The sequence below is a fragment of the uncultured Streptomyces sp. genome (assembly GCF_947488945.1).
GTDB lineage: Bacteria > Actinomycetota > Actinomycetes > Streptomycetales > Streptomycetaceae > Streptomyces.
In genome coordinates this window covers 70,579-89,647 of record NZ_CANLBS010000013.1, presented here as the reverse complement: position 1 = coordinate 89,647, position 19,069 = coordinate 70,579, and the positions used below count along the sequence as shown (strand labels likewise).

The window sequence follows — 19,069 nt, the reverse complement described above, 5'->3', positions numbered from 1 at the left end:
GGCATGCCGGACACGACAGCGGGCGCACGGAACATGTCCACCGAGGACAAGCTGCGGGACTACCTCAAGCGGGTCACCACCGACCTCGCGGCCGTCCGGCAGCGGCTGCGCGCGACGGAGTCCGCCGAGCGGGAGCCCATCGCCATCGTCGGCATGGCCTGCCGCTACCCCGGCGGAGTCGACACCCCCGAGGCTCTCTGGCGGCTCGTCGAGGACGGCGTCGATGCTGTCTCCCCGTTCCCGACCGACCGCGGCTGGGACATGACCCCCTTCGACGCGGGCGCGGCGGCGGGCGTCGAGTTCACCCGCGAAGGCGGTTTCCTGGAGAACGTCGCCGACTTCGACCCGTCCCTGTTCAACATCTCGCCCAACGAAGCGCTCGCCATGGACCCGCAGCAGCGGCTTGTCCTGGAGACCTCGTGGGAGGCCGTGGAACGGGCCGGCATCGACCCGCTCTCCCTGCGCTCCACCCGGACCGGCGTCTTCACCGGCGTGATGTACAACGAGTACGCCTCCCGGGCCCTTTCGGTGTCCGACAGCGTCGCCGGCTACCTCGGCACCGGCAGCAGCGGCAGCATCGTCTCCGGGCGCGTCTCCTACACCCTCGGCCTCGAAGGGCCCGCGCTCACCGTCGACACCGCGTGCTCGTCGTCGCTGGTGGCCCTGCACCTCGCGGTGCGCTCACTGCGCGCGGGGGAGTGCTCCATGGCCCTGGCGGGCGGCGTCGCCGTCATGATCACCCCCAACACCTTCATCGACTTCGGCATGTCCGGCGGCCTCGCCGCCGACGGCCGCTGCAAGTCCTTCTCCGCCGACGCCGAGGGCGCCGGTTGGGCCGAGGGCGTCGGCATGCTCCTGGTGGAGCGGCTCTCCGACGCGCTCGCCCACGGCCACCCGGTCCTGGCGGTGGTACGCGGCTCCGCCGTCAACCAGGACGGCGCCTCCAGCGGCCTGACCGCGCCCAACGGCCCCTCGCAGCAACGCGTGATCCGCGACGCCCTCGACGCCGCCCGGCTCACCGCCGCCGACATCGACGCGGTGGAGGCGCACGGCACCGGCACCAAGCTCGGCGACCCGATCGAGGCGCAGGCCCTGCTCGCGACCTACGGCCAGGAGCGCCCCGCCGACCGGCCGCTGTGGCTCGGCTCGCTGAAGTCGAACATCGGCCACGCCCAGGCCGCCGCCGGGGTCGGCGGCGTCATCAAGATGGTGGGCGCGCTCCGCAACGGCGTCCTGCCCCGCACCCTGCACGCGGACGTGCCGAGCCCGCACGTCGACTGGTCGGCCGGCGCGGTCCGCCTGCTGACCGACGAGCAGCCCTGGCCGGCGGGACAGGAGCCCCGGCGGGCCGGCATCTCGTCGTTCGGCGTGTCCGGCACCAACGCGCACGTGGTGATCGAGGAGTACCGGCCCGCCGAGCCCGAGCCCGATGCTGCGCGTGCGGTCGTCGGTCCGGCGGCCGGGACGGTGGTGCCGTGGGTGGTGTCGGCGCGCACGGCGGAGGCCCTGCGCGGCCAGGCCGCCCGGCTGCTGGACCACCTCGGCGAGGACACCTCCCCCGTGGACGTCGGTCTCTCCCTGGTCTCCTCCCGCGCGTCGCTCGAACACCGCGCGGTGGTGCTCGCCGCCGACCTGGAGGGCTTCCGTGACGGGCTGGCGGCGCTGGCCGAGGGCCGGGGCACCCCCGCCGTGGTGACCCGCTCCGGCGAGACCGGCCGCGGCGGCGCCGTGTTCGTCTTCCCCGGCCAGGGGTCGCAGTGGGCGGGGATGGCCGCCGGACTCCTGGACGCCGAGCCGGTGTTCGCGGCGCGGATGGCGGAGTGCGCCGAGGCACTGGCCCCGTTCACCGACTTCGCGTTGCTGGACGTGGTGCGCGGTGACGGTGTTGAGCTGGAGCGGGTGGAGGTGGTGCAGCCGGTTCTGTGGGCGGTGATGGTGTCGCTGGCGGAGCTGTGGCGTTCGGTGGGCGTGGTCCCGGCGGCGGTGGTGGGTCACTCGCAGGGTGAGATCGCGGCTGCGGTGGTGGCCGGTGCGTTGTCGTTGGTGGACGGTGCGCGGGTGGTGGCGCTGCGGTCGGGGCTGATCGCGCGTGAGCTGGCGGGCCGGGGCGGCATGGCGTCGCTGGCCGTCCCCGCGTCCGAGGCGCGTGAACTGGTGCTGCGGTGGCCGGGGTTGTCGGTCGCGGCGGTCAACGGACCTGGCTCGACGGTGGTGTCGGGTGACGCGGACGCCATCGCCGCACTCGTGGCGCACTGCACGGACGCGGGCGTCCGCGTCCGCCGGGTTCCGGTGGACTACGCCTCGCACTCGGCCCATGTGGAGGGCCTGCGGGAGCAGTTGCTCGCCGACCTCGCCCCAATACGGCCGACCGCGCCGGTGGTCCCGTTCTATTCCTCGGTGACCGGCGGGCGCATCGACGCGGCGACCGTGCTGGACGCCACGTACTGGTACGACAACCTCCGCAACCCGGTCCGCTTCGAGGACGCCACCCGCGCCTTGCTGGACGACGGCCGCACCCTCTTCCTCGAGACCAGTCCGCACCCCGGACTCACCGTCGGCCTCGGCGAGACGATCGAAGCGACCGGCCTCAAGGCCGCCGTGCTGCACACCCTGCGGCGCGACGAGGGAGGCAGACGGCGCTGGCTCACCGCCCTCGCCGAGGCCCACGTCCACGGCGTCCGGGTCGACTGGACCACCGTGTTCCGGGACACCGGCGCCACCCCCGTCGACCTGCCCACCTACGCCTTCCAGCGCCGCCGCTACTGGCTCGACACCGTCGGGCCCGACCCCGCCCCCGCCGCCGACCCCGCCCACGACTGGTTCTGGGACGCCGTCGCGCAGGAGGATCTGCCCACCCTCCTGAAGATGCTCGACGTCAGCGGCCAGACCCCGCTCGGCGAGGCGCTCGGCGCCCTCACCTCCTGGCACCGGCGCGACCGCGAACGGGCCGGCGCCGAGAACCGGCGCTACCGGCTCTCCTGGATCCCCGCCGAACCGTCCCCCGCCGCCCGGCTGAGCGGCCGATGGGCGGTCGCCGTCCACGCCGACCCCGACCCGGACCCGGCCCGCCACCCCCTCGTCGCCGCGACCCTCGCCGCGCTCCGCGAGGCGGGGGCCGAACCCGAACTCCTCACGCTCACCGCCTCCGACACCCGCACCGGCGTCGCCGCGCGGCTGCGCGGAGCGGCCGGCATCCTGTCGCTGCTCGCCCTCGCCGAGGACCCCACCGACGCACACCCGTCCGTCCCGGCCGGCTTCGCCGCCACCCTCACCCTCCTGCACGCCGTGCACGACGCCGGTGGCGACGCCCGCGTCTGGTGCGCCACCGCCGGTGCGGTCGCCGCCGCCCCCGGCGACACCGTCACCCACCCCGCCGGCGCGCTCGTCTGGGGGTTCGGGCGGTCCGCCGCCCACGAGTACACCCGCTGGGGCGGACTCGTCGACCTCCCCACCGATCCCCGCCCCCGCGCCATGGCCCGGCTCGCCGCCGTCCTCGGCGGCACCGGGGAACAGCAGGTCGCGGTACGCGCCCACGGCACCTTCGTCCCCCGGCTGCACCGGGGCGAAGCCGTACCGCCCCGGCGCACCTGGAGCCCGACCGGCACGTCGCTGATCACCGGCGGCACCGGCGCCCTCGGTGGCCACCTCGCCCGCTGGCTCGCCGCCGAGGGCGCGGAGCACCTGCTGCTCATCAGCCGGCGCGGCCCCGCCGCCCCCGGCGCGGCCGAACTCGTCGCCGAACTCGAAGCGTCGGGCTCCCGCGTCACCCTCGTCGCGGCGGACCCGGCCGACCCCGACGTGCTCGCCGGCATCCTGGCCGGCATCCCCGCCGGGCTGCCGCTGACGGCCGTCTTCCACACGGCGGGGGTCGTCGACTCCAGCATCATCGACGGGCTCACCCTCGACCGCGTCGAGACCGCACTGCGCTCCAAGGCCCGCATCGCGTACAACCTGCACCGCGCCACCGCCGGACTCGACCTGTCCGCGTTCGTCCTGTTCTCCTCGCTCGCCGCCGTCTTCGGGTCCGCCGGCGAAGGCAACTACGGCCCCGGCAACGCCTACCTGGACGCCCTCGCCCACCACCGCCGCGCCCAGGGTCTGCCCGCCACCTCCGTCGCCTGGGGCTCCTGGGCGGGCGGCGGCATGGCCGACGGGGCCTTCGGCGACGCGCTGGAACGGCACGGCGTGCCCCGGATGGACCCCGCCTCCGCCCTCGCCGCCCTGCGTGCCGCCCTCGAACGCGACGAGACCCACCTCGTGGTCGCCGACATCCGCTGGGAGGTGTTCTCCTGGTTCTTCACCGCCACCCACCCCAGCCGGCTGCTCGACGACCTCCCCGACGTCCGCGCCCTCCGGCGCGGCGCCGAGGCCGCCGCCGCGGAGCGCCCCGCCGAACCGGAGAGCACCCTGCCGGTGCACCGGCTGGCGGGTGCGTCCGAGGCCGAACGCAACCGGGTCCTCCTCGACCTGGTGCGCGACCAGGTCTCCCTCGTCCTCGGCCACGACTCCGGGGCCGCCGTCGAACCCGGACGGGCCTTCGGCGACCTCGGCCTCACCTCGGCCGGAGCCGTCGAACTCCGCAACCGGCTCACCCTCACCACCGGTCTGCGCGTCTCCGCCACCGTCGTCTTCGACCACCCCAGCCCCACCGCACTCGCCCGCTTCCTCGCCTCCGAGATCGCCGGCGAGCCCGCCGCGGGCGGGGCCGCGGGCGTCACCGGCCCGTCGACCCGAGGGACCGTCACCGCCCCGGCAGCCGCGGCGGACGACCCGATCGTCATCGTCGGCATGAGCTGCCGCTTCCCCGGCGGCGTACGGTCCCCGGAAGACCTCTGGGAACTGGTCGCCTCCGGCACCGACGCGATGACCCCGTTCCCCACCGACCGGGGCTGGGAGAAGGGCCTCCTGGCCCGGGACGGAGCCGACTACACCCGGGAGGGCGGCTTCGTCCCCGACGCCGTCACCTTCGACGCCGACCTGTTCGCCATCTCGCCCCGCGAGGCCCTCGCCATGGACCCCCAGCAACGCCTGCTGCTGGAAGCGTCCTGGGAAGCGTTCGAACGCGCCGGCATTCACCCCCGCACCCTCACCGGCTCCCGCACCGCCGTCTACGCGGGCACCGGCGGCCAGGACTACCTGAGCCTGCTCGCCCTGTCCGCCGAAGCCGGCGACGGCTACCTGGTCACCGGCGGATCGCCCAGCGTCGTGTCCGGCCGCGTCGCCTACACCTTCGGCCTCGAAGGCCCCGCCGTCACCGTCGACACCGCCTGCTCCTCCGGACTCGTCGCCCTGCACCTGGCCCAGCAGGCGCTCCGCTTCGGCGAATGCGACCTCGCCCTCGTCGGCGGCGTCAACGTGCTCTCCACCCCGTCCGTCTTCGCCGAGTTCACCAGAGCGCGCGGCCAGTCCTCCACCGGCCGCTGCCGCTCCTTCGCCGAATCCGCCGACGGCACCGGCTGGGGCGAGGGCGTCGGCGTCCTTCTCGTGGAGCGGCTCTCCGACGCCCGCCGCAACGGCCACGAGGTGCTCGCCGTCGTCCGCGGCAGCGCCATCAACCAGGACGGCGCCTCCAACGGCCTCACCGCCCCCAACGGCCCCTCCCAGCAACGGGTGATCCGGGCCGCCCTGGCATCGGCCGGCCTCGCCCCCGCCGACGTCGACCTGGTCGAGGCCCACGGCACCGGCACCAGCCTCGGCGACCCCATCGAGGCCGAAGCCCTCCTCGCGACGTACGGACAGGACCGCGAGGAACCGCTCCGGCTCGGCTCCGTGAAGTCCAACATCGGCCACACCCAGGCCGCCGCCGGCATCGCCGGCGTCATCAAGGCGGTCATGGCGCTCCGCCACGGGACCCTTCCGCCCACCCTCCACGTCGACGCCCCCACCTCCCACGTCGACTGGACCGCGGGCGCGGTGCAACTCGTCACCGAAGGCCGCCCGTGGCCGGACACCGGCCGGCCGCGGCGCGCGGGCGTCTCCTCGTTCGGCATCAGCGGCACCAACGCCCACACCATCCTCGAACAGGCCCCCGCCGCCCCGGAGACCGCACGCACCGACCCGCCCGCGGACCGCCCCGCCCTCCCGCTGCCCGCCGTGCTGTCCGCCGCCGACCCGCAGGCCCTCGCCCGCCAGGCCGCGCGTCTCGCCGCGACCGACGCCGCACCCGCCGACCTCGCCCTCTCCCTCGCCCACCGCGCCGACCAGGGCGTACGGGCCGTGGTGATCGGCGACCACCGGGGGGGCCACCGCGCCGGACTGGACGCGCTCGCCGACGGCGCCCCCTCGGCGGACGTCGTCGCCGACCGGGTGGTGCACGGCGGGTTCGCCCTGCTGTTCACCGGACAGGGCGCGCAGTACCCCGGCATGGGCCGGGAACTGTACGAGACCTTCCCCGTCTTCGCGGACGCCTTCGACGCGGTGTGCGCCCGCGTCGACGTGGGCCGGCCGCCGGCCGACGTCGTCTTCGGGGACGGCGACGCGCTGAACCGCACCTTGTACACCCAACCCGCCCTGTTCGCCCTCCAGGTGGCCCTCTACCGGCTGATCGAATCCCTGGGCACGGTCCCCGGCCAGCTGGTCGGCCACTCCATCGGCGAACTCGCCGCCGCGCACGTCGCGGGCGTCCTCTCCCTGGACGACGCCTGCGTACTCGTCTCCGCCCGCGCCCGGCTCATGGACGCCCTGCCCGAGGGCGGCGGCATGCTGGCGGTGGAGGCGGCCGAGGAGGAGATCACCCTCCCCGAAGGCGTCGACCTCGCCGCCGTCAACGCCCCCCGCTCGCTCACCCTCTCCGGAGACGCCGACGCCCTCGACGCCCTGGAACACCGCCTGCGGGAACAGGGGCACCGGTGCCGACGGCTCACCGTCTCCCACGCGTTCCACTCCCACCGCATGGAACCCATGCTCGACGAGTTCGCCGCCGTCGCCCGCACCCTCACCTTCCACCCCCCGGCGATCCACGTCGTGCCCACCGCGCCCGGTGCGATCGACACCCCCGAGTACTGGGTGCGCCAGGTGCGCGAACCCGTACGCTTCGCCGACGCCGTCCGCCGCCTCACCGGAGTGCGCACCGCCCTGGAACTCGGCCCCTCCGGCGTCCTGGCCCCGTTCGCGGAGCAGGCCGCCGCCGACCTGGTCGCCGTGCCCGCCCTGCGTCCCGGACGCCCCGAGGCGCACACCCTGGTCGCCGCCCTCGCCCGCCTGCACACCCGGGGCGTCGCGGTCGACTGGACCACCTACCTCGCCCCGGCCGGCGGCACCCGCGTCGACCTGCCCACCTACCCCTTCGAGCGGCGCCGCTACTGGCCCACCCCCGTGGAACGCCCCGCGCTCCCCGCCGCCTCGCCCGCCGAAGACCGCTTCTGGGCGGCGGTCGACCGGGCGGACACCGACGCCGTCGCCGGGGCCCTGCGCCTCGACGCCGACCAGCGCGACGGACTGGACGCCGTGCTGCCCGCGCTCTCCGCCTGGCGGGAACGCGGCCGTGCCGACGCACGGACCGACCCCTGGCGCTACCGGATCGGCTGGACACCCCTGACCGGCCCTGCCACCCGGCTCACCGGCACCTGGCTCCTCGTCACCTCCACGCCCCGGGCCGGCGCAAGCGACACCACCACCTCACCCGGCGCCGGCGACCCGGGGCCGCGCACGACCGCCCTCACCCTGGCCGACGCGCTCCGCCGCGCCGGCGCCCACGTGATCGAGCTGACCGACCCCGGCACGGACCGCGCCGCCCTCGCCGCGCGCCTGACGTCCGTCCTCCGCGACCCCGCAGACCCCGACCGGCTGGTTGCCGGAGTCCTCGCCCGCCCCGACACCCCCGCCGAACTCCTCACCCTGCTCCAGGCCCTGAACGACACCGCCGCCACCGCACCCCTGTGGTGCGCCACCACCGGCGCGGTCACCGTCGACCCGGACGACCCCAGCGACCCCGCCGCCGCCCGGCTGTGGGGGATCGGCCGGGTCGCCGCCCTCGAACACCCCGGACGGTGGGGCGGACTCGTCGACCTGCCCGCCCGCCTCGACCCGGACGCGGCGGACCACCTGGCCCGCGTACTGTCCGGCACCACCGGCGAGGACCAGACCGCCGTCCGCGCCGGCGGAGCCCACGGCCGCCGGCTGCGCCGCGCGCCCGCCCCCGACGCCACCACCCCCTGGCGGCCCACCGGCACCGTCCTCGTCACCGGCGGAACCGGCGCCCTCGGCGGCCACGTCGCCCGCATGCTCGCCGACCGCGGCGCGCCCGCGGTCCTCCTCGCGAGCCGCCGCGGCCCCGACGCGCCCGGCGCCGCCGACCTCGCCGCCGACCTCGCCGACCGCGGCTGCGCCTGCGACATCGTCGCCTGCGACCTCACCGACCCCGACGCGGTCGCCGACCTGCTCGCACGCCACCCGGTCACCGCCGTCTTCCACGCCGCCGGCACCGTCGACGACGGCGTCCTCGACACCCTCACCCCCGACCGCCTCGAAGCGGTCCTCGCCGCCAAGGCCGACTCCGCCGACCACCTCGACCGGCTGACCGGCGACCTCACCGCGTTCGTCACGTTCTCCTCCCTCGCCGGAGTCCTCGGCAGCACCGGACAGGGCGCCTACGCCGCCGCCAACGCGCACCTCGACGCCCTCGTCGAACGCCGCCGCGCCCAGGGGCTGCCCGGAACCTCCGTCGCCTGGGGCGCCTGGGCCGGCGCCGGCATGGCCGCCGAGGCGACCGCCGCCGCCCGCCTCGCACGGGCCGGCCTGCCCGCCATGCCCCCGGACCGCGCCCTCGAAGCACTCGGCGCCGCCCTCGACGCCGACGCCGCGACCCTCGTCGTCGCCGACATCGACTGGGAACGCTTCGCTCCCGGCTTCACCGCCGTACGCCCCACCCGACTGCTCACCGAACTCCCCGAGGCCGCCCCTGTCGTCCGCGACGCCGACGCGGGCGCGGCCGACCCCCGCAGCGGGCTCACCGCCCTGCCCCCCGAGGAACGCCTCAGGACCGTCGAGACCCTGGTGACGGACGCGGCCGCAGCCGTGCTCGGCCACGCGGCCGGAGCCGCCGTGGACCGCGAACGCGCCTTCCGCGACCTCGGCTTCGACTCGCTGACCGCACTGGAGCTGCGCAACCTCCTCGCCGCCCGCACCGGACTGGCCCTTCCGGCCGGTCTCGTCTTCGACTTCCCGACCCCCGCGGCACTCGCCGCGCACCTGCTCGCCGAACTCACCGACGGGGAGGAGGACGCTCCCACGGCCGGGACCGGGCCGGGGACCGCCCACGACGAACCGATCGCCATCATCGGCATGTCCTGCCGCTTCCCCGGCGGCGCCGACTCCCCGGAAGCCCTCTGGGACCTGGTCGCCGCGGGCACCGACGCCCTCACCGGCTTCCCCGCCGACCGGGGCTGGGACCTCGACGCCCTCACCGGCCCGGACGGCGCCTCCCGCAGCCGCACCGGCGGCTTCCTCGACGACATCGCCGCCTTCGACGCCGGGCTCTTCCGCATCTCGCCCAACGAAGCCCTCGCCATGGACCCGCAGCAGCGACTGCTGCTGGAAGCCTCCTGGGAGGCCTTCGAACGCGCCGGAATCCCCCCGACCTCCGTACACGGCACCGACACCGGCGTCTTCGCCGGCACCAACGGCCAGGACTACGCCGCCCTGCTCCTCGGCACCCCCGCCGCCACCGGCGGACACCTCGGCACCGGCAACACCGCCAGCGTCCTGTCCGGCCGTGTCTCCTACACCTTCGGGCTGCGCGGTCCCGCCCTCAGCGTGGACACCGCCTGCTCGTCGTCCCTGGTCGCGCTGCACCTGGCCGTGCGCTCCCTGCGCGCGGGGGAGTGCTCCATGGCGCTCGCGTCCGGCATCACCCTCATGCCGCTGCCCAGCACCTTCGTCGAGTTCAGCACCCAGGGCGGTCTCTCCGCGGACGGCAGGTGCAAGGCCTTCTCCGCCGACGCCGACGGCACCGGCTGGGGCGAAGGCGTCGGCGTGCTCCTGGTGGAACGCCTGTCCGACGCACTCGCCGCGGGCCACCCCGTGCTCGCCGTCGTCCGCGGCACCGCCGTCAACCAGGACGGCGCCTCCAACGGCCTCACCGCCCCCAACGGCCCCGCCCAGGAACGCGTCATCCGCGCCGCCCTCGCCGACGCCGGCCTCACCCCGCACGCCATCGACGCCGTAGAGGCCCACGGCACGGGCACCACCCTTGGTGACCCGATCGAGGCCCAGGCCCTGCTCGCCACCTACGGCAGGGACCGCGCGCGCCCGCTGTGGCTGGGATCCGTCAAGTCGAACATCGGGCACACCCAGGCCGCCGCCGGAGTCGCCGGAATCATCAAGATGGTCGGAGCCCTCCACCACGGCGTGCTGCCCCGCACCCTGCACGCCGACGTACCGAGCCCGCACATCGACTGGTCGTCCGGCGCGGTCCGGCTGCTGACGGACCAGCAGCCCTGGCCCGAGGGACAAGAACCGCGCCGCGCGGGCATCTCCTCGTTCGGCGTGTCCGGTACCAACGCGCACGTCGTCCTCGAGGAGTACCGCCCCGACGATCCCGCGACCCCGGCCCCCGAGCCCGCCCCCGCCCCCCGCCGCACCGTCCCCTGGCCGCTGTCGGCGCGCACCGCCGAGGCGCTGCCGGTCCAGGCCGCCCGTCTGCTCGCCGCCCTGGGGGAGCGGGACGCCCCGGCCGACGTCGGCCGCTCCCTGATCCGCTCCCGCGCGGTGCTCGAACACCGGGCGGTCGTCCTCGCCGACGACTTGGACGGCTTCCGCCGCGGTCTGCGTGCCCTCGCGGACGGCGCCCCCGCGCCAGGCCTGGTGACCCGGACGGGCCCGACGGCCCGGCCCGGCACCGTGTTCGTGTACCCGGGCCAGGGCTCGCAGTGGGCCGGCATGGCCGCCGGACTCCTCGGCAGCGAACCGGTGTTCGCCGCCCGCATGGCCGAATGCGCCGCGGCCCTGGCCCCCTACACCGACTTCGCCCTGCTCGACGTGGTGCGCGATGGCGGGACCGGCCCGGAGCGGGTGGAGGAGGTCCAGTGCGCCCTGTGGGCCGTCATGGTCTCCCTCACCGAACTGTGGCGCTCGGCGGGCGTCGCTCCGGCCGCGGTGGCCGGGCACTCACAGGGCGAGATCGCCGCGGCCGTCGTCGCCGGCGCCCTCACCCTGGAGGACGGCGCCCGGGTCGTCGCGCTGCGGGCCCGGCTCATCGCCGAGGAACTCGCCGGTCTGGGCGGCATGGTGTCCCTGGCGGTCGGCGAGGCCGACGCCCTCGCACTGCTGTCCGACCGGCCGGGCCTCTCCGTCGCCGCCGTCAATGGACCCCGCTCCACCGTGGTCTCCGGCGACGCCGACTCCGTCACCCGGTTCGTCGCCCACTGCGCGGAGTCGGGGGTCCGGGCCCGCCGCGTCCCGGTGGACTACGCCTCCCACTCCGCCCACGTGGAGATTCTGCGCGAGCGGCTCGCCGCCGACCTCGCGCCCGTACGCCCCCGCGGGTCGACGGTGCCGTTCTACTCCTCCGTCACCGGCGGCCCCCTCGACACCGTCCGCCTCGACGCCTCCTACTGGTACGACAACCTCCGCATGCCGGTCCGGTTCGAGGAGGTCACCCGCGCCCTCCTGGACGACGGCCGCACGACGTTCCTCGAACCCACCGCGCACCCCGGCCTCGCCGTCGGTCTGCGCGAGACCCTGGACGAGCGCGGCACCCCCGGCACCGTCCTGCACACCCTGCGGCGGGACGAGGGCGGCCGGGACCGCTGGCTGACCGCGCTCGCCGAAGCCCACGTCCACGGGGTGGCCGTCGACTGGACAGCCGTCCACACCGAAGGGCGCCCCGTCGCCCTGCCCACCTACGCCTTCGCCCGCGACCGCTACTGGCCCGAGCCCGCCGCCGCGGCCGGAACGGCCCACCGGGAAGGCGACCCCGCGGAGCAGCGCTTCTGGGCCGACGTCGAACGCGGCGACACCGCCGCCGTCGCCGACGCCCTCCGGCTGGACGAGCCCGGCCTCACCGAACTCCTGCCCGCACTCGCCGCCTGGCGGCAGACCCGGCGCGACGCCTCCACCGTCGACTCCTGGCGCTACGAGGTGACCTGGACACCGCTGGCCACGCCCCCCGCCCCCGCCCCCACCGGCCGCTGGCTCCTCGTCCTCCCCGCCGAGGCCGAAGCCGAGGCGACAGACGCACCAGACGCCGCCGGAGCCACCGCACGGGACATGGTCCTGGCCGCCCTCTCCGCGGCCGACGTCACCCAGCTCGTCGTCCCCGCCGACACGGACCGGGCCGCGCTCGCCGCCCGCCTCGCCTCCACGGACGACCTCGCGGGCGTGGTCTCCCTGCTGGCGCTCGACGAACGCCCCCACCCGGCGCACGACGCGATCCCCCTCGGCCTCGCCCACACCCTCACCCTCCTTCAGGCGCTCGGCGACGCGGGCATCGACGCCCCGGTCCGCTGCCTGACCCGCGGCGCGGTGAGCGTCGGACGCTCCGACCCCGGCAGCAGCCCCGCCCAGGCCATGGTCTGGGGCCTCGGCCGCAGCGCCGCGCTGGAACACCCCGACCGCTGGGCCGGACTCCTCGACCTCCCCGGGACCCCGGACCCCCGTGCCACGACCCGGCTCGCCGCCCTCCTGGCCGGCGCCGCCGGCCCCGAGGACCAGCTCGCGCTCCGCCCCTCCGGCTGCTACGCCCGGCGGCTGCGCCGAGCGGCGCCCGCGACGGCCGCCACGCGCCCCTGGACACCCGACGGACCGGTCCTCGTCACCGGCGGCACCGGGGCCCTCGGCCGCCGGGTCGCCCACCGGCTCGCCCGACGAGGCGTCACCGATCTGATCCTGCTCAGCAGATCCGGACCGGCCGCCCCCGGCGCCGACGCGCTCGTGACCGAACTCGCCGCCGGCGGAGCACGGGCCACCGTCGTCGCCTGCGACGTGACCGACCGGACGGCGCTCGCCGACCTGCTCGCCCGCCACCCCGTCACCGGCGTCGTCCACACCGCGGGCACCGCCGCCGGGCAGCCGCTCGCCACCGCCACCCCCGCCGGCCTCCAGGACGCCGTGCGCGCCAAGGTGCTCGGCGCCGTCCACCTGGACCACCTGCTCGGCGCCACGGCCGGCCTGTTCGTCCTGTTCTCCTCGATCGCCGGCACCTGGGGCAGCGGCGGCCAGGCCGGATACGCCGCGGCCAACGCCCACCTCGACGCCCTCGCCCACCGGCGCACCGCCGAGGGCCTGGCCGCCACCTCGGTGGCCTGGGGCGCCTGGGGCGGCGCCGGAATGGCCGCCGAAGCGGACGCCGGAGCCTTCCTGCGCGACCGTGGCATCGCCCCCATGGACCCCGAACGCTGCCTGGACGCCCTCGACACGGCCGTCGACTCCGGCAGGCCCGGCACCGTCGTCGCCGATGTCGACTGGAACCGCTTCGCCCCCGCCTTCACCGCCCGCCGGCCCAGCCCGCTCCTCGACGACCTCGCCGAGGCCGCCCGGCCCCCGGCCGAGTCGGCCGCCGACGGCTCCCGCGACGGCGGGGGCGACGGCCCGGAACGGTCCGGGCCGCGCGCCCGGCTGGAGGCCCTGCCCGCCGCCGACCGCCCCGGTGTCCTGCTCGACCTGGTGCGCACCACCGTCGCCACGGTCCTCGGCCACTCCGGCCCCGACGCGATCGACCCCACAACGACCTTCACCGACCTCGGCATCGACTCGCTCACCGCCCTGCGGGTCCGCGACGGACTCACCGGCGCGACCGGCCTGGCCCTGCCCTCGACCCTCGTGTTCGACCACCCGACCGCGACCGCGGTGACCGCCGAGCTCCTCACCGCCCTCACCACCGGCCCTCTGGCCCGTACCGAGACCTCCGCCGCGGCGGCCCCGGCCCCGGCCGGCGACGACGACCCCGTCGTCATCGTCTCCATGAGCTGCCGCTACCCGGGCGGCGCGGTCTCGCCCGAACACCTCTGGGACCTGGTCGCCGACGGCGTCGACGCGATGACCCCGTTCCCCGCCGACCGGGGGTGGGACCTCAGCGCCACCGGCGGGTTCACCGCCGAGGGCGGCTTCGTCCACGACGCCACCGAGTTCGACGCCGACCTCTTCGGCATCTCGCCCCGCGAAGCCGTGGCCATGGACCCGCACCAACGGCTGCTGCTCGAGACCGCGTGGGAGCTCCTGGAACGCGGCGGCATCGCCCCCGACGCCGTACGCGGTTCCCGCACCGGTGTGTTCGTCGGCGCGTCCGCCGCGGGCTACGCCCTCACCGGCGTACTGCCCGAAGGCTCCGAGGCACACGCCCTGACGGGCGGCTCCAACAGCGTCATCTCCGGTCGCGTGTCCTACGCCTTCGGCCTCGAAGGGCCCGCCGTCACCATCGACACCGCCTGCTCCTCGTCCCTGGTCGCCCTCCACCTGGCGGCCCGGTCCCTGCGCGCCGGCGAATGCGAACTCGCCCTCGCCGGAGGCGTCACCGTGATGCCGACGCCGGCGGTCTTCGCCGAGTTCGGCCGGCAGGGCGGCCTGGCGGCCGGCGGCCGCTGCCGCTCCTTCGCCGCGTCCGCCGATGGCACCGGCTGGGGCGAGGGCGCGGGCCTGCTCCTGCTGGAGCGGCTCTCCGACGCCCGCCGCAACGGCCACGAGGTGCTCGCGGTGGTACGCGGCTCCGCCGTCAACCAGGACGGCGCCTCCAACGGCCTCACCGCGCCCAACGGCCCCTCCCAGCAGCGGGTCATCCGCGCCGCGCTCGCCGACGCCGGCCTCGGCGTCCGCGACGTCGACGCGGTCGAGGGCCACGGCACCGGCACCCGGCTCGGCGACCCCATCGAGGCGCAGGCGCTGCTCGCTACCTACGGACAGGACCGCGAAGAGCCCTTGTGGCTCGGCTCGTTGAAGTCCAACATCGGCCACACCCAGGCGGCCTCCGGGGTCGCGGGCGTCATCAAAATGGTCGAGGCGATGCGCCGCGGCGTTCTCCCCCCGACCCTGCACGTCGACGAGCCGACCACCGAGGTCGACTGGTCGGCGGGCGCAGTCCGGCTCCTCACCGAGTCCCGCCCCTGGCCCGCCACCGGGCGTCCGGTCCGGGCCGGCGTCTCCTCCTTCGGCATCAGCGGCACCAACGCCCACGTCATCCTCGAACAGCCCTCCGGGGCCCACCCCGCGCCGGCCGGCCCGGCCCCGGAAGCCGCCGCGCACGCCGCAGTCCCCGCCCCCTGGCTCCTGTCCGGCCGTTCCGCCGCCGCCCTGCGCGGCCAGGCCGCCCGACTGCGCGGCCTCCTCGACCGGACCGGACCCGGTCCCGACGCCCGTGGCGTGGCCCACGCCCTCGCCACCACCCGCGCGACCCTGGACCACCGGGCCGTCGTCATCGCCCCCGACGCCGACGGGCTGCGCGGCGCACTCGACGCCCTCGCCGAGGGCCGCACCGGGCCGCACACCGTGCGCGGCACCGCCGTCCGGGGACGGCTCGCCTTCCTGTTCTCCGGGCAGGGGGCCCAGCGCGCCGGGATGGGCCGCGAACTGTACGACGCCTTCCCCGCCTTCGCCGAAGCCTTCGACGAGGTCTGCGCCCACCTCGACCCGCTGCTCGACCGGCCGCTGCGCGACGTCGTCTTCCACGACGCGGACGCCCTCGGCCGCACCGGATGGGCCCAGCCCGCCCTCTTCGCCCACCAGGTCGCCCTGTTCCGGCTGCTGGAGTCCTGGGGCGTGGTCCCCGACCGGATCGCGGGGCACTCCGTGGGCGAACTCGCCGCCGCGCACACCGCGGGCGTCCTGTCGCTCCCCGACGCCTGCGCCCTGGTGGCCGCCCGCGGCGCTCTCATGGACGCGCTGCCGCCGGGCGGAGCGATGACGGCGGTACGGATGACCGAGGCCGAGGCCCGCGCCGCGCTCGCCGGCTTCGGGGGCCGCGCCGAACTGGCCGCCGTCAACACCCGCGAGGACGTCGTCGTCTCCGGCGACGCCGACGCGCTGGAGGAACTCGCCGCACTCGGCCGGGCCACCGACCGCAGGATGCGGCGCATGGACGTCTCGCACGCCTTCCACTCCCCGCACATGGACCCGGTGCTCGACGCGCTCGCCGCCGAAGCCGCGAAGCTCGCCTTCCGGCCCGCCCGCATCCCCCTGGTGTCCACCGTCACCGGCCTCGCCGACGACGGCGCGATGTCCACCCCCGGCTACTGGGCCGGCCAGGCCCGCGCCACCGTACGGTTCTCCGACGCCGTCACCGCGCTCGTCGACGACGGAGCCACCCGCTTCCTGGAACTGGGCCCCGGCACCACCCTCACCGCGCTCGTCGAACGCGTCCTGGAGCGCACCCGCACCCTCGGCGACGCGGAGGACGCCTTCGCCGTCGCCACCCAGCGCCCCGACCGCGACCAGCCGACCGCACTCCTCACCGCCCTCGCCCGGCTGCACACCACCAACGGCACCGGCCCCGGCATCACCTGGGGCACGATCCTCGCACCGGGCCGCACCCGCCCCGCCCTCCCCACCTACGCCTTCCAGCGCACCCGTTACTGGCCCGCCCCCCACCCCGCCGGGCCCGGCACGGTCCTCCGGCCCGCCGCGCCCGAGGACGCGTACCGCTACACCGCCTCCTGGCGGCCGATGCCCGAGCCGGAACGCGCCGTGCCCGGCGGCGACTGGCTGCTGGTGCACACCGATGACGACGACGCCTCCACCCCCCTCGCCGCACTGCTCCAGGCCGAGGGCATGCGGCTCACCGGGGTCCGGGTGAGTGGCGACGACGACCGCCACACCTGCGCGAAGGCCCTGCTCGCGGCCCTCCCGGCCGGACGGACCGTCGCGGGGGTCCTGTGCCTCGCCACCGGACCCGCCACGGCCGCCGCCCTCGCACACGCCCTCGGCGACACCGGGACCGACGCGCCGCTGTGGTGCCTGACGACGGGCGCCGTGACCACCGGCCCCAACGACCCCGCGCCCGACCCGCGCGCGGCCGCGCTCTGGGGACTGGGCCGGACGGTGGCCCTCGAAGCGCCGCACCGCTGGGGCGGACTGGTCGACCTGCCGGCCGGCCCGGACACCCGCACGGCCTCCCGCCTCGCGGCCCTGCTCGCCGCCGGGGGAGCGGGGGAGGACCAGATCGCCCTGCGCGCCGCCCCGCTCGCCCGCCGGCTCCGCCGGGCTCCGCTGCCGGCCGACGCCCCCCGCTGGACGCCCTCCGGCACCGTGCTGGTCACCGGTTCCCACGGCGCCGCCCGGTGGGCGGCCACCCGGCTCGCCGCCCGCGGCGCGGACCATCTGGTGCTGCTCGCCCGCGACGCGGACACCCCGGAGGTACGGGAGTTCGCCGCCGGGCTGCCCGTCGCCGTGACCCTGGCCGCCGCCGACGCCACCGACCGCGCCGCGGTCGCCGCGGTCCTCGACGCCGTACCCGCCGACCGGCCGCTCACCGCCGTCGTGCACACCGACGCCGCCCGCCCGGACGGTGAGCAGCGGACCGACGGCGGGGCCGCCGTCGAGGGCGCCCGCGTCCTGCACGCACTCACCTCCGGCCTCGACGCCTTCGTCCTGTTCTCCTCGGTCGCCGGCGTGTGGGGCGAGGCGGGCGCCACCGCCCGGTCCGCCGCCTGCGCGGGACTCGACGCCCTCGCCGGACACCGCGCCGCCCTCGGCCTCCCCGCCACCTCCCTCTCCTGGGGCCCCGCGGCGCCCGGGGACGCACCGGACGGCGGGGCCGGCGGACTGCGCCCGCTCGACCCCGAGGACGCCTGGGGGGCGCTGGAGACCGCCGTCGCCCAGCCCGACCCCTGCGTCACCGTCGCCGACATCGACCCGGACCCCTTCCACGCCTCCCGCGCCGCCGCCGGCCCCGACCGGCTCTTCGACGGGATCCCGGAGCTGCGGCCCTCCCCGGCCGAGCCCGTCGCCCCCGCCCGGCCCGGCCCGGCCGCTCTCACCGGCCCGGACGGCGACCGCGCCGTCCTCGGCCTGGTCCGCACCACCACCGCGACCGTCCTCGGACACCCGGACACCGAACCCGTCGCCCCCGACCGGGGGTTCCTGGAACTCGGTGTCGACTCCCTGGGCGCCCTGGAGGTGCGCACCGCCCTGGAACGGGCGACCGGTCTGGAACTCCCCGGCACCGTCGTGTTCGACCACCCCACCCCCGCGGCGCTCGCCCGCCACCTCCACGGACTCCTGACCGCGCAAGGCCGGGGCCCGGACACCGGGGCGCACACCCCCGTACTCGGCATCTCGCCGACCGACCGCAACCCCGTCGGCCTGCTGAACTCGCTCTACCGCGAAGCCACCAGGACCGGACGCGTCTCCGCGTTCCTGGACATGGTCGGCGAGGCCGCCCGGTTCCGGCCGGTCGCCGACACAGTCACCGAAGCCGGCGGCCCGGCCCGGCCGGTGCCCCTCGCCGACGGTCCCGCCCCCGAACTCCTGGTCTGCGTCAGCGGCCTGACGGCCGGCGGCGGACCGCACGAATTCGCACGGCTCGCCGCGCCGCTGCGCGGCGAGCGCCGGGTGGCCGCCGTCCCCGTCCTCGGCTACGGCCGCGGCGAACTGCTGCCCGCCACCCCCGACGTGGCCCTCGACTGGCAGGCGGAAGGCGTGCTCGCCCACGCCGACGGCTCTCCGGTCGTCCTGTTCGGCCACTCCGGCGGGGCGCTCCTCGCCCACCGGCTGGCCGCCCGCCTCACCGACCTGGGCGCCCCGCCCGCCGCCCTGGTGCTGGCGGACGTCTATCCGCTGGACGACCCGCTGCTCGCCGAGTGGAACCGCGAACTCTCCGAGGGGGTGTTCGACCGTGTGGAGCAGTACGTCGAGATGGACGACGTCCGCCTCACCGCGATGGCCTGGTACGGACGGCTGTTCTGGGACTCGCCCGGCCCGGACGACCGCGTCCCCACCCTGCTGGTCCGCGCCCGCGAGCCGCTGCGGGCACCGGCCGACGGCGGGGAGTGGCGCAGTTCCTGGTCCGCCGCCCGCGACGTCGTCGACGTCCCCGGCAACCACTTCACGATGATGGCCGAGCACGCCGCGACGACCGCACGGGCCGTCCACCGGTGGATCGCGTCCGCACCCTGACCTCCCGGCCCCGCCCACCGGGCGGGGC

The 19,069-nt window shown here is 76.7% G+C and carries 1 protein-coding gene; it reads left to right on the top strand.

What is annotated here, in order from left to right; genetic code table 11:
• The first annotated feature begins 3 nt into the window (after positions 1 to 3).
• Positions 4 to 19,041: a type I polyketide synthase gene (locus Q0994_RS21280; protein WP_299537454.1), complete on the top strand. Its 19,038-nt coding sequence runs from the start codon at positions 4 to 6 to the stop codon at positions 19,039 to 19,041.
• Positions 19,042 to 19,069: the final 28 nt, after the last annotated feature.

Coding starts and splice junctions, on each gene's coding strand:
- Q0994_RS21280 (WP_299537454.1), top strand. CDS start 4: ATGCCGGACACGACAGCGGGCGCACGGAACATGTCCACCGAGGACAAG.